Here is a 14,253-nt window from a genome sequence, read left to right on the forward strand (position 1 = left end):
ATTATTTTGTGCTTTGTTAGTAATTGTAACTTGCATAGTTTTTATAAAATATTATCAATCGGCTTTTTTTGCTGATCTTCAAATAAATTTAGATATTTATAAGAGTCTACGTTAATTTTCTAGTAAAGAATATACTAAAAAGGTATAAAATACTGGTTATTTATAGTTGATATCTATAAAATAATAACGTAGAGGAGTGGATTATATGGAAGATCTTGAACATCTGAATGAGCTTTATTTAAGTTTTGAAGAAGTAGTTGATATTTTAAGAAAAGAATTAAATGTAACATTTACCGAAGCGTTAGTTGAAACGTTTGATAATCTTGAACACAAAAAAATAAAAGTGGAAGCTAATGCTCCTAGTGCTAAGATTGTTGAATTATTAACAAAAAAGTATGCAAATTTAGAGTATGAAAAACTTGAAACGTCTGTCAAAAGTCACTTATTCTATTTGCTTACACTTAAAGCAGCTGATGTTGATAATTTTAATAGTACGCAATTACCAACGCCCCGTATTTTGGCCACTATTGTGGCATTATTATGGTCAAAAATAGTACCCCAAACGGCTAAAGAAGTTATCGATCCAGCTATAGGTAGTGGTACATTATTGTTTTCATTAATTGATCAATTACGTTTTCTCAATCATTCTAAAAATTCATTTGTTTTGACCGGCATTGATAATGATCCGGCAATGTTAGATTTAGCGGACGTTAGTTCATATTTAAATAAATTACCTGTAGATTTATTGCGTCAAGATGCTTTACAGCCTTGGTTGACAGGAAAAAAAGACGTTGCTGTATCTGATGTGCCAGTTGGTTATTATCCATTAGATAATAATGCTAAAAATTTTGATAATTGCCAGTTATCTGGACACTCATTTGCTCATATTCTTTTTATTGAACAGATTATAAAAAATTTAAAGCCTAGTGGTTATGCTTTTTTAATTGTGCCTAAAATGATCCTTTCAGGAAAAGAGGCAGCAGATTTTATGACTTGGTTAACTAAAAAAGTTAATATTTTGGCAGTAGTTGATTTACCTGATGATTTGTTTGCCAATATGAAATATCCAAAATCTATTTTAGTTTTGCAAAACCATGGTCAGAATATGCGGTTAAGAAAAGTTCTAGTAACAAAATTAGGTTCACTCAAAGATAAGTCATCTTTGGTAAAATTAAATGTTGAATTGAATAATTGGGTAAATGAATAGTGAGATATAAATGGAAATGATGAAAAAAATTTTGGCTGTTAATGCTGGTAGTTCTTCTCTAAAATTCAAGTTGTTTTCGCTAAAAGACGAACAAGTGTTGGCTCATGGACAAGCAGACCGAATAGGGCTACCTGAGGCGACATTTGTTTTGAAATTAGAAAATGGTGAAGTTTATCAAGATAAAACTGAGATAAGAACACAAGAGGATGCAGTTGAAAAATTATTATCATGGTTGACAAAATCTAAGATTGTTAATGATTTAAGTGAAATAGCTGGTGTTGGACATCGAGTAGTTGCTGGTGGTGAGTATTTTGCTCATAGTACATTGATTGATCAAGATAATTTACAGAAAATTTATGAGCTTAATGAATATGCACCTTTACATAATTGTCATGAAGCAGATGGCATTAAGGCCTTTATGAAATTATTACCAAATGTGCCACAAGTTGGTATGTTTGATACATCAATTCATCAAACACTTGATCAAGTTCATTATATGTATTCTTTACCATATGAATATTATGAAAAATATAAAGTTAGAAAATATGGAGCTCACGGAACTTCAGTTAGATATGTATCTCAACGGATAGCTTCTATTTTAAAACGGCCTTTGGATGAATTGAATATGGTTATTTGCCATTTAGGCAGCGGCGTATCAATAACAGCAATGAAAAATGGGCAATCATATGATACATCAATGGGTTTTAGTCCATTAGCTGGTGTTACTATGAGTTCACGTAGTGGAGATATTGATCCATCTGCATTGCAATATATATTGGGTAAAGAAACTGATTTAAATTTTGATCAAATGATCGATATTTTAAATAATAAATCTGGATTGTTAGGTATCTCTGGAATTTCTCCTGATATGCGGGACATTCGCAAAGCTATTAGCCAAGGGAATGAGCGTGCTAGTTTAGCTAGAAATATTTTTATTAATCGTATTGTGCGATATATTGGTGCTTATTATTTAGAATTGCAAGGAATTGACGTAATTGCTTTTACAGCTGGTGTTGGAGAAAATGATATTGGCATTCGTAAAGAAATTATGAACCAAATGAGCTGTTATGGATTAATACCTGATTATGATGCAAACCAAATCAATGGTATTGAAAAAATTATTTCCGCTCCAAATTCTAAAATAGTTGCTATGGTAATACCAACTAATGAAGAATTAATGATTGCACGTGACGTAGTTCGAATTGCCAAGATAAGTGATTGATATTTTTGCATCAATTATGCTATGCTAGTATGTAGTCGGGGATGTTTTGGGATTCGACAGGCGTAGATTTGCATTGATTGCAGTTCGTAGGTTACGTCTACGTAAAAACGTTACAGTTTAAATATAACTGCAAATAATCAAAATTCTTACGCATTAGCTGCTTAATAACCAGCCTGCGTGATCTTTGTGATGGTTGTACTCGTGGTTATCCAAAGGTTTTATATTTAACGAGTTGCATTTAACTGATTACCTAGGTAGTTAGACTAAGATTTTAGGTTAGCAATAGCTACTTGCCCCGTTATATGGCGTTTTGCTGTTGTGAAATCAAATAATATAACTATGATTGTAGATATCAGTGACAAAATGCGTTTGGACAGGGGTTCAAATCCCCTCATCTCCATAATAGTTTTGATTAAATATTAATTTTTATTAATATTCAATCAAAAACCACTCTTTTGTTACAAAGAGTGGTTTTTTAATAATTGTTATATAAATTTATATTTTGGCAGTACCGCCATTGGATAAGACATTATTATCATTTTCGCAAATATCAGTAAATGTTATTTGTAATTTGTTAGCAGTAAATTTTTTGTTGGAGACCAATATTACAGTGTTGGCTAGTTTAGTGTGGGGTACTATTTTAGCTGTAGAGCTTTCGAAAGAATTTCCATTGGCACCACCTTGCTCTGGGAAAGCAGTTCCATCATCTACAATATATGAACGTTCACCATAACTAAGATCTACACTCGTATTTCCAGTGTTTTCGATGTTTAAATATACAATAGCACGATAGTAATAATTGTTTAAATCTTTTTCAGGGTCGCCTTCCATGTTATATTCGGCATTAGTCCAGTTAGATTCCTTATTTTTAACTTTTTCATATTTAATACTAGATACATGCACTTTAAGTGGTCCCACTAGGTTAGAAGATTTGTTTATTTGGACTATTTTCTCATTGCTATTTTGGTTATTACTTTTTTCATTGTTCTTTCTTTTTTTAGATTGAGAAAATGAAGTCTGTTTTGACGTCTTAGTAGTTACACTAGAACATCCACCTAATACAAGAGAAATACTAGCCATTCCTAATAATGTAATTATATTTTTCTTCATTACGCCCTCCGTAATATTTATATTAAATTAGTTTATCGTCATTTCGGACTAAATATTAAAATATGCTAGATATTTAACCAACGTAATTAATTTATGTTTGCTTTATTTAGTATTTTTTTATTCAACATATGACTAAATCTTTTTGTTAATCGAAAAACTATTAATTATAGGTAATAATTATTAGGCTAACTATGATAAAAATTATCTATTAATATTTTATCATTTTTAGTGTGCATTAGAAAAACTACATCTTTAAGTTAAATTTAGAATAAGAGCTAATTGCCACATATTTTATATAGTCAAAAATTGAATTGTCGTATTGTCATGTTTTTTATTTAGGGTAAAATACTATATTAGAAATTATCTTTGTGGAGGACAATTATGGAAAATTCCAAGTTGAAAGTAAAAGATCTCGTTAATATTGGTGTCTTTGTAGTTATTTATTTTCTTATTCTAGGTATATCAAGTATGACCTTTGTCTTTTTAGGTATGACTATGGTTAAATCGACTTTGGCATTGCTTTGTTTTGCTTTAGCACCATTTGTTACTGGTATAATTTTAGGTACGCCAGTTATTTTATTGATGGCTAAATTACAAAAACCATGGGGATTTTTTACCTTTGGAATTTTATCACCAATTCTTTTATGGCTTAGTGGGCATAATAGTTTTATTCCTGCTATAGGTGGTATATTGCTGGCTGCTATTGCTGAATTTATTTTATATTTAGGTAAATATAAGTCTTTTAAGGCGATGCTGATAGCATATGCTTGTTATAATATTTGGACGATGTTACCCTTAGCTGATATCTTATTTGTTAGAGCTAAAAGGTTAAAAATGATCCAAAAAATGGGTTTGGCGTTAGTAAATAATGTATTTACTACACCTAATGTCTTATTAATTCTAATGTTTGCTTTAGTTGGTGGGTTGTTAGGTGCTTTGTTAGGCAAGAAAATGCTAAAAAAGTATTTTACTAAAGCTGGTATTTTATAATGCAGTTTATCCATGATGATAATCGTCATAATTTACATCCCTTGACTAAATTCTTTGCTGTAATTTGTTTGAGCTTTACGCCATTTTATCGTGTAAGTGCGTTATATTGCTGGGTTGTTGTTGCAACAATTGCCATTTTATTTGCTTTGCAATTTAATTATAGGGATGCTATTAAGGCAGTAATATATTTTGGATTTTTATCTTTGTTGCCATCTGATATGAATTTTAAACATATTGGCCTAATTCATGTGTTATTTAGCCTTATATTAATTATTAAGGCTTTTTATTTACCATGTTTATCTGCCAAATTATTGATTAAAACAACGGATGTAGGTTCATTATTATCAGCTTTATCACAAATCAATATTCCACGAACTATCAGAATTCCAATTGCAGTTATTTTTCGTTTCTTTCCATCATTTAAACAAGAATATCAAAATATGCATTTAGCTATGAAGGTGAAAAATATTACTTGGCGTACACCAATAAAATATATTACATATATGTGGATACCATTGCTGATTCTATCTTCAAATATTGCTGATGATATTGCTAAAGTAGCTGAAACAAAATGTATTTATAATCCAATCAAACGCACGCATTATTTTTCGATCAAATTTGGTTTAATGGATATCTTATACTTGTTGAGTTTATTGGTGCTGGTGACAAAGGGGTGTAAGTTATGTTAACAATAAGAAATGCCTATTTATCATATCCAGATCGAAAAATAGTATTAAAAAATTTGAATTTGAATATTAAAACTGGTGAATGTGTAGTTTTGACGGGTATCAGTGGTTCAGGTAAATCTAGTATTTTGAATTTGATTAATGGACTGGCAACTAGATATGATAATTGTAAAATTAGTGGTGAAGTTTTATTTCAACATCACGATACAGTTAAATTAGAATTGTATCAAATAGCTCAGCTCATTGCTAGTGTTTTTCAAAATCCAAAAACTTCATTTTTTAATGTTAATACGACAATGGAGTTGCTATTTTTTTTAGAAAATAATGGTGTTCCTAGACAAGAAATGCAAAAAAGATTATCTGATTTATTAAATTTATTTCCTATTGCCAATTTATTAAATCGCAATATTTTTGAATTGTCGGGTGGCGAAAGGCAAATCTTATCCATTGCTACAGCTTATATTTCGGGAGTTCAATGCGTTTTATTGGATGAACCATCAGCTAATTTGGATAGTAAGTATATTAAAATAGTTGCTAAAATGTTAGCTATCTTGAAAAAAAGAGGAGTTACTTTGTTAGTAGCAGAACATCGTTTATATTATTTAATGGATGTTGCTGATAGAGTGTTGGTTGTTGCTAATGGTACCATTAGTCAAGAATATTCTATTTCTAAATTTAAGCAATTAAGTGAAAAAAAGTTATATGCTATGGGACTTAGAACTAGGCAAGAGGTACAATTAAAGCCTTTTTCTCCGATGACTAGTGGCGAATTTTATATTAAATCTTTATATAAAAAGTTAATTAATCATCAAATTTTAAAGATAAGAGATTTATCGTTAAAAAAAGGTAATATTTATGGAATAGTAGGCTTAAATGGCTCAGGTAAAACCAGTTTAATTAAAGCTTTACTTGGTGTAGATAAAAAATGCCAAGTTGCTATTTATTTAGACGATAAGTTATTATCAACTAGACAACGAATTAAGCTCTCTTCATGGGTTATGCAAGATGTTAATAATCAATTATTTACTGATAATGTTATGGCTGAAATAAAATTAGGAACTGGAAATATTTCTGCAGATAAAGTAAATCAAGTGATTAAAAAATTGAAGTTATCTTCATTGCTAGATCGCCATCCATTAAGCTTATCTGTTGGTCAAAAACAGCGAGTGGCAATTGCTTCAACTATTTTAAGTCAAAAGACATTATTATATTTTGATGAGCCAACTAGTGGAATGGATTATTTGAATATGATTGCTATTTCCAAATTGCTTAGAGATAGTAGTACCAACAATAATATTATTATTATCGTTTCACATGATGTAGAATTTTTGAATCAAACTGTCGATCATGTGATTAAATTGTCAAGCAACGGATAAGTTGCTGTACATGTTAAAATAAATTATATAAGTAAATTTTATAAGGAGAAAAAGTATGACACCATGGTGGAAAAAAGCAGTAATTTATCAAATTTATCCTAAATCATTTCAAGATAGCAATGGTGATGGTATTGGAGATTTACCTGGAATTATTACTCGGTTAGATTATTTAGCTAAGTTAGGAATTGATGCTATTTGGTTATCTCCAGTATATCAATCCCCAGGCATAGATAATGGTTATGACATATCAGATTATCAAGCAATCGATCCCCAATATGGAACTATGGATGACATGGATAATTTGATTTTGGAAGCTAAAAAAAGAAATATTAAAATTATTATGGATCTAGTTGTAAATCACACTTCAGATCAGCATGCGTGGTTTGTAGAGGCTAGAAAAAATAAAGAAAATCAATACCGAGATTATTATATTTGGCGTGATCCTGTAGATGGACATGAACCAAATGGTTTGCAATCTGCATTTTCTGGTTCTGCATGGCAATATGATGAAACTACCAAACAATATTATTTACACTTTTTCGCCAAGCAACAACCTGATTTAAATTGGTCTAATAGTATTGTCCGTGATAAAATTTATCAAATGATGAACTATTGGATTGACAAGGGCATTGGTGGTTTTAGAATGGATGTCATTGAGCTAATAGGTAAAGATCCAGATAAAATGGTTCGTGAAAATGGAAAAATGCTACATCCCTATTTACAGGAAATGAATCAAAAAACTTTTGGTCAATCAGATTTGTTGACAGTTGGTGAAACTTGGAATGCTACTCCTAAAATTGCTGAGGATTATTCCGATCCAGCAAGGCATGAATTATCAATGGTTTTTCAATTTGAAAATCAAACATTAGATCAAAAAGATGGTTGTAGCAAGTGGGACTTAAAACCTATTGATTTAGTCGAATTAAAAAAGATATTGGTTAAATGGCAGACTGAACTCGATTTCAAACATGCTTGGAATAGCTTGTTTTGGGAAAATCATGATATTCCGAGAGTTATTTCTCGCTGGGGTAATGATCAAAAATATCGGGTAGTTTGTGCTAAGATGTTTGCTATCGTTTTACATTTGATGCATGGTACACCATATATTTTTAATGGAGAAGAAATTGGTATGACCAATTCCCCAGTTAAAAATATTAATGAAGTGGAAGATATTGAAAGTATCAATATGTATAATGAACGCTTAGATGCTGGTTATGATAAGGATGAATTGTTGCATGCCATAAATGTTAAGGGGCGTGATAATGCAAGAACGCCAATGCAGTGGTCTGATGCATTGAATGCTGGATTTACGAGTGGTAAGCCATGGTTGCGTGTAAATTCTAATTATACTGATATTAATGTTAAACAATGTTTGGCAGATCCTGATTCCATTTTTTATACATATCAAAAGTTGATTGAATTGCGTCATCATAATCAAATAGTTGTAGATGGTGATTTTCAATTAATAGAGGAAACGGATGCACAGATTTTAGCATATTATCGTATTTTAGGAGATCAAAAGTGGCTTGTGGTCGCTAATCTCACTGATAAAGAAAAGCCATTCAATTGTCACGAACAATATCAAAAAGTTTTAGTTGAAAATTATACGACCCCAAGTAATTTACAAAATATTATTTTAAAACCATATCAAGCATTTGTAGTAACGATTGCATAAGAAAAGCGAAATTATTAAATTTCGCTTTTTTATTTTTATTAAATTTGACGATATATGTAAAAGCCACCCATGCTTGTATAACATCCTTCAATGTTAGATGCAGGTTCTTCTAAAACACCACTGTGTGAGTCATCGCGGTCAGTACAGTGAATAATAGTATATGGTGAAGTGTACAAGACTACATGTCCTGCAGCTCCTCCACTAAGACCTTTAGTTCCGAAAATTACAACATCCCCCTTTTGATTAGGGATTCTGGTAGAATGTGCGACTTCTGTAAAATTGTTTTTTAATAACCAATTGTGCATAGAATCGGTATTTGGTATATATCCTAATGAAGATGCACCACCAGCTCTCAATGCAGCATAAACAGCACCAGAACAATCTGCAGTACCATCAGAACCATCACGCTTACCAAACATGGAGTATTGCACACCATTGTTTTTGAGTTGACGCATAAATGAAATAGCAGAATCAATATTTACTGGTCCATTGTTTAGCCCCATATCATAAATTGACATATTGTTGTGTTTAGGGATGTAAACATGTTTAGGAATATAAATATTAGTTAAATTCTGTACAGGATTATATGTTGATTTTGCTTTAGATATAGTCTTCGCTTTTTCAACAGTTTTAGGAGCTTGCGTAACACGTGAAATATTCTTAACAAGTTGTGGCTGATCAGTTAATTTTGATGAAATCCACTGTGCACCACCTAAATTAAACCAGGTATACCCATCATTGCCATGTTCGATTTTAAAATATTTCCAAGATGTATTAGGATTTAAATGCTTGACATATCTGCCGTTGACGGGAGCTGTATATACATTTACACCAGTTGCTGCCTTAATCTTAACTACATTAGCAGTAGGCAAAGTCGTTTTTGCGTGCACATTATTGTTAGTATTAGTAGTTGGTTTTTTAGGAGCTTGTGTAGTAGATTTTTTATCAGTATATTGTTCAGGAACCCATTGATTCTCATTTCCAATTCTGTATAAAGTTCCTTGATTAGAAACTAACTTTTCCCATACTTTCCAATTAGTGCCATTAGCAACATATTGATTTTGATACTTAAATTTACTATTAAGTAAGTTTACTTTGCCTCGGCCATTGTAAACTATACGTAGTGTTGATCCATTCATTGAGGTTCTAGTATCTGCTTTAGATTGTTGTACATTTAACAAGCTTTCACCACATAATGTTGCAACTGAAAGTATCAATCCTTTTGATAAATTACGAACAAATTTTCTCTTTTTCATTGGTATCTTCCTTTTTGAATAAACTACTACAATTACTGTTATTATACCACTTCAGGGGATAAAAATATATTTTATTAAAAATATATTTGACTTATGATTTAGATAGTCATATACTATTTAAAAATGCTTAATTATGGAGGAAGAGTTGATAATGTATTATTTAAGTAATTGTGTTAATCATTTAAATAATCGTTGGCAAAGCCGGTAATCTGGTTGCTTCGGTTTTCGGATGCAACCTGAGTTTTCAGATTGTATCTGTGCCGGTTAGCTTTTTGAATTGTCTAGTCTGCATGGATTTGTATAACATGCAGGCTTTTTTTATTTCATTGTTGTAGAGGAAAGTACTGTATTGATGTACTTTCCTTTTTTGATTATTGTTTAAGAGGAAGAGTTATGAAAAGATTGTACACATTAGTAGCTATCTTATTAATTATATTAAGTGTAGCTTTTGTTAATCAAAAAACACAAAGTAAGCCAAAGCATAATATGCCTGTAGTTGGTGTATTAACTTTATTGCATCATCCAGCTTTAGATCAAATTTATGATGGATTTGTGAAAGAAATGGCAAAACAAGGTTATTATAAAGACAAAAATTATAAATTAGAATATCAAAATGCTCAAGGTGATCAAAGTAATTTAGAAATCATGTCTAAAAAATTAGTTAATATGTCACCTGATATATTAGTAGGTATTACAACACCAGCTAGTCAATCATTGGCTCATGCAACTAGTAGTATTCCAATTGTGCTGGGAGCAGTAACTAATCCTAAAAAAGCAGGCTTAGTTGCTAATAACGATCATCCTAATACCAATATTAGTGGTGTGTCCGATCAAGCACCTGTTGAGGAACAATTAAAATTAGTAAAGAAATTAATGCCTAAAAATGCGAAGGTAGGTATTATTTATACGTCAAATGATAGTTCTGCTGTTACTGAACATGACTTATTTGTGAAAATGGCTAAAAAATATCATGTTAATTTGAAATCATATTCTATTGCTAATAGTAATGATCTGAATCAAGTTTCTCAAAAAATGTTAAATGAAGTAGATGCTGTGATTGTGCCAACGGATAATACTATAGCTGGAGCTATGCAAACCTTAGTTAAAAATGCGGATGCAGTTAGAAAGCCGATTTTCCCAGCAGTTGATACAATGGTGAAACAAGGTGGTTTAGCTACATATGGGATTAATCAAAATTACTTAGGAGTTTTAATTGCACGCTTAGTTGTAGATATTTTAAAAGGTAAGAAAAAAATTGCTACAACCCCTATTCAATATGTGCGTCATGGAATTCCAATTTTAAATCTGAAAAAAGCCAATCAACTGGGTATTAAAATTCCAGTCGACTTTTTAAAGGAAAGTATAAAAGAAGGAGAGGTATTCGAATAATGAATTTGATGGTATCTGCTATTGGGCAAGGCTTATTATGGGGTCTATTAGGATTAGGATTATATATTTCATTTAGAATTTTGAATATTACAGATATGACTGTAGAAGGAACTTTTCCTTTAGGTGCTGTAATTAGTGTTACATTAATTAGTCATGGCTTTAATCCTTTATTAGCAACTTTAATTGCCTTTTTAGGCGGGATGTTTGCGGGATTGATTACGGGGTTATTATATACCAAAGGGAAAATTCCTACTATATTGGCTGGTATATTAGTGATGACAGCGATTTATTCAATTAATTTGCGGATTATGGGTCGATCAAATATTTCCTTATTGGGATGCAAAACATTATTTTCTAATAAATTTTTACTTAGGCTGCCTAAATACTTTGATAATGTCTTTTTAGGATTAACGGTTATGGTTGTAATTACTACTATAGTTATTCTTTTTTTACAAACCGATTATGGGCAAGCTTTTATTGCGACAGGTGATAATCCAAAGATGGCTAAGTCATTGGGTATAAAGACTGATAATACAATTATTGCAGGTTTGATGGGCTCAAATGGGTTAGTAGCAGTATGTGGTGCATTAATAGCACAAAGTAATGGCTATGCAGATATAAATATGGGTTTGGGTACAATTGTAATTGCTTTAGCATCTATTATTATTGGTGAGGTAGCTTTTGGAGAATTAACCTTAAATCAACGTCTAGTAGCGGTTACCTTAGGCAGTATTCTCTATCGCTTAATTATATTGTGTGTGTTGCAGTTAGGCTTTAGCACTAATGATTTGAATTTGCTTTCATCTATTGTATTAGCAATTTGTATGATGATTCCACGATTTGATAAACTATTTAAAATTAAAAAGACTATATTGAGGAGCGTGAAGAGCAGTGAATAAGCCAATTTTTGAATTAAAAAATGTTACCGTTTTAGGTAACAAAAATAGTAGTAATGTAACCAAAATATTGAATAATTTGAGTTTGACTATTAATGATGGTGATTTTATTACGGTTATTGGTACTAATGGTGCCGGAAAATCTACTTTATTGAATGTTATTTCAGGAGCATTAGCCATTGATGATGGTATCATTTTACATAATGGACGTGATATTACAAATTTAAGCGAGGAAGAGCATACCAAATTTTTGAGTAGAGTTTTTCAAGATCCTCAATTAGGTACAGCTCCTAGAATGACTGTAGCTGAGAATATGTTATTGGCTCTCAAACGTGGTGAAAGAAGATTTTTAGTTCCAAGAAAATTAAAGCAAAATCGAGAACGCTTTTTAAAATTAGCAAAAATGATGCACAATGGACTAGAAGAACGCATGGATACTTTTACAGGTAATTTATCAGGTGGTCAAAGGCAAGCTTTGAGCTTTTTAATGGCTATATTAAAGAAACCAGATATTCTTTTGCTAGATGAACATACAGCTGCATTAGATCCACATACTAGTCAGTCTTTACTTAATGCCACTAGAGAAATAATTTCGCAAGATAAGATTACGGCACTGATGATTACTCATCATTTAGAGGATGCATTGAATTATGGTAATAGGTTGTTAGTATTAAAACAAGGAAAAATTATAGCCGATTTAGATCATAATGCTAAAATAAAATTAACAACAGATGATTTATATAGATATTTTGAATAAATAATTATCAATAAAAGCCAAAGTTTTAGTAAAATTACTAAACTTGGGCTTTTTAATGTTAAAATAATAAGATAACTTAACAAGAAAATGGATTTGAAAGGTTAGGAAAATGACAAAAAATCAATTAAAATTTTTAACCATTGCATTAATTTTAGGAAATATCATGTCTGGATTGGACAGTACTATTATTAATACTGCAATTCCATCTATTGTTGCTAATTTACATGGAATTCAATTTATGGGTTGGATTATTGCGATTTTCCTGCTTGGAATGTCAATTTCGATCCCTTTGTGGACAAAGGTTGCTGAGCGAATAGGTAATAAAAATGCTTTTTTAGTTACGCTTTCCTTTTTTATAGTAGGTTCTATTTTAGAAGCTATATCACAAGATATGACATTTTTCCTTTCAGTTAGAATAATAATGGGCATAGGTGCAGGGGGTATGGGATCTTTACCATACATCATCGTAGGTTATATTTATCCAAATATTAAGCAAAGAACAAAGGCATTAGGGATTTTAACAAGCGGTTTTAATGCAGCAGCAATTGTTGGTCCCCTAATCGGTGGATGGATTATTGATATCTCATCGTGGCATTGGATATTTTATATTAATATTCCGATCGGCTTGCTTGCTATGTTATTAACTGCAATATTTTATAAAAAAGAATCTATTAGTAAATTTTCTAAATTCGATACTGTTGGTTCGACTTTATTAGTAACAGGTTTAATTACTTTTTTATTAGGAATTCAATTATTAGGGCTAGTTAGTGTTTGGCTAGTTATTTGTTGTTTAATAATTAGTTTATTAATTATGACATATTTCTTTATACATGAGAGTAAAGAAGAAAATCCTGTATTACCCCTCAGTTTATTTACTAATAAAAATTTGATAGGTGATTTTTTGCTATTTGCTTTAACTTGGGGAGCTTTTATTGCAGTTAATGTTTATTTGCCGATGTGGGCACAGGCATTTTTGGGTATGACAGCACTGATTGGAGGTATGACATTAATACCTAATTCGTGTTTTTCTATTGTCGCTTCACAATTTGTTTATGTTTTACAAGGGCGGACCAAAACTTATTATATAATTTTAGTTGGAATAATCGGAATGCTTATTTCATCATTTTCCTTATTAATTGCTGATTTAAGTATTCCTTTATGGATATTGATTTTTACATCTGCCTTTTCAGGTATGGGTGTAGGTTTTATTTTTGTAGAATTACAAGTAAAGGTACAGGTTGATGCTGGACGTGAACATATGGCTGATGCCACCTCTACATCGTATTTAATTCGAATTTTAGCTCAAACAGTAATGGCTGCTATTTATGGTGTGATTATGAATTTATCACTTAATCAAGGTATCAAAGCCCATCCACAGATAACCCTTTCTATGCTGAATAAAATGAGTGATTGTCGAACAGCTAGTGAATTACCAGCTAAGTTGTTACCATTAATGAGAGCAATTTCTCATTCAGGCATTAGAGTTATCATGTTGGTTTCTTGTTTATTATTGGTTATATCTTTGGTAATCAATTATAAATTTAATCCACGACATTAAAAAAGTGTTTAGATATCGATCTCTAAATTGAGGTCGATATTTTTTTGTATAAATGTTAATGTTTATATAAAAAAAGATAAAATATTAGTAGACAAAATTATAATATATTATTATTATTAACATGATATTTA

The 14,253-nt window shown here is 30.9% G+C and carries 12 protein-coding genes and 1 other RNA gene; 11 read left to right on the forward strand and 2 right to left on the reverse strand.

The annotated features are described in order from the left end of the window. Positions 1-205 precede the first annotated feature (205 nt). The 3 genes from G6Z82_RS02190 to ssrA all read left to right on the forward strand — a co-directional run bounded on the left by G6Z82_RS02190 (position 206) and on the right by ssrA (position 2,832). Positions 206-1,207: a class I SAM-dependent methyltransferase gene (locus G6Z82_RS02190; RefSeq protein ID WP_006737755.1), complete on the forward strand. Its 1,002-nt coding sequence runs from the start codon at positions 206-208 to the stop codon at positions 1,205-1,207. A gap of 10 nt (positions 1,208-1,217) precedes the next feature. Beyond that, complete coding sequence (locus G6Z82_RS02195) at positions 1,218-2,429, forward strand: acetate/propionate family kinase (RefSeq protein ID WP_164785752.1); 1,212 nt, start codon at positions 1,218-1,220, stop codon at positions 2,427-2,429. A gap of 37 nt (positions 2,430-2,466) precedes the next feature. Next, positions 2,467-2,832: a transfer-messenger RNA gene (ssrA, locus tag G6Z82_RS02200) on the forward strand. Between the two features lie 92 nt (positions 2,833-2,924). On the opposite strand, the gene G6Z82_RS02205 is transcribed toward ssrA, so the two are convergent. Next, positions 2,925-3,539: a hypothetical protein gene (locus G6Z82_RS02205; RefSeq protein WP_164785753.1), complete on the reverse strand. Its 615-nt coding sequence runs from the start codon at positions 3,537-3,539 to the stop codon at positions 2,925-2,927. A gap of 381 nt (positions 3,540-3,920) precedes the next feature. Between G6Z82_RS02205 and G6Z82_RS02210 the strand changes: the two genes are divergently transcribed. The 4 genes from G6Z82_RS02210 to G6Z82_RS02225 are packed head-to-tail and all read left to right on the forward strand — an operon-like array spanning position 3,921 to position 8,266. After that, positions 3,921-4,529: an MptD family putative ECF transporter S component gene (locus G6Z82_RS02210; RefSeq protein WP_009310706.1), complete on the forward strand. Its 609-nt coding sequence runs from the start codon at positions 3,921-3,923 to the stop codon at positions 4,527-4,529. Beyond that, a complete protein-coding gene (locus tag G6Z82_RS02215; RefSeq protein ID WP_009310705.1) occupies positions 4,529-5,218 on the forward strand; it encodes an energy-coupling factor transporter transmembrane component T family protein in 690 nt (229 codons plus the stop codon). The genes G6Z82_RS02210 and G6Z82_RS02215 overlap by 1 nt, the downstream gene beginning before the upstream one ends. After that, entirely contained in the window at positions 5,212-6,591 is a 1,380-nt protein-coding gene (locus tag G6Z82_RS02220; RefSeq protein ID WP_009310704.1) for an ABC transporter ATP-binding protein, read from the forward strand. The genes G6Z82_RS02215 and G6Z82_RS02220 overlap by 7 nt, the downstream gene beginning before the upstream one ends. 55 nt (positions 6,592-6,646) lie before the next feature. Beyond that, a complete protein-coding gene (locus tag G6Z82_RS02225; RefSeq protein ID WP_006729061.1) occupies positions 6,647-8,266 on the forward strand; it encodes a glycoside hydrolase family 13 protein in 1,620 nt (539 codons plus the stop codon). A gap of 38 nt (positions 8,267-8,304) precedes the next feature. Here the strand turns inward: G6Z82_RS02225 and G6Z82_RS02230 are convergent, their stop codons facing one another. Further along, the gene (locus G6Z82_RS02230) at positions 8,305-9,522 is read right to left on the reverse strand and encodes a peptidoglycan amidohydrolase family protein (RefSeq protein WP_006729062.1); all 1,218 of its coding nucleotides are present in this window, start codon (positions 9,520-9,522) and stop codon (positions 8,305-8,307) included. A gap of 393 nt (positions 9,523-9,915) precedes the next feature. Between G6Z82_RS02230 and trpX the strand changes: the two genes are divergently transcribed. From trpX to G6Z82_RS02250, 4 genes are all read left to right on the forward strand, one after another. Continuing rightward, positions 9,916-10,911, forward strand: coding sequence for a tryptophan ABC transporter substrate-binding protein (trpX, locus tag G6Z82_RS02235; RefSeq protein ID WP_009310703.1), 996 nt, complete (start codon positions 9,916-9,918; stop codon positions 10,909-10,911). Continuing rightward, on the forward strand, positions 10,911-11,810 hold the full coding sequence (locus tag G6Z82_RS02240) for an ABC transporter permease (protein ID WP_009310702.1): 900 nt from the start codon (positions 10,911-10,913) through the stop codon (positions 11,808-11,810). Before trpX ends, G6Z82_RS02240 begins: the two co-directional genes overlap by 1 nt. Then, positions 11,803-12,564 (forward strand): ABC transporter ATP-binding protein, encoded by a 762-nt coding sequence (locus G6Z82_RS02245; RefSeq protein WP_009310701.1) that lies wholly within the window; start codon positions 11,803-11,805, stop codon positions 12,562-12,564. Before G6Z82_RS02240 ends, G6Z82_RS02245 begins: the two co-directional genes overlap by 8 nt. Before the next feature lie 109 nt (positions 12,565-12,673). Next, a complete protein-coding gene (locus G6Z82_RS02250) occupies positions 12,674-14,122 on the forward strand; it encodes an MFS transporter (RefSeq protein ID WP_009310700.1) in 1,449 nt (482 codons plus the stop codon). Positions 14,123-14,253 lie beyond the last annotated feature (131 nt).

Source organism: Lactobacillus iners, assembly GCF_011058775.1.
GTDB lineage: Bacteria > Bacillota > Bacilli > Lactobacillales > Lactobacillaceae > Lactobacillus > Lactobacillus iners.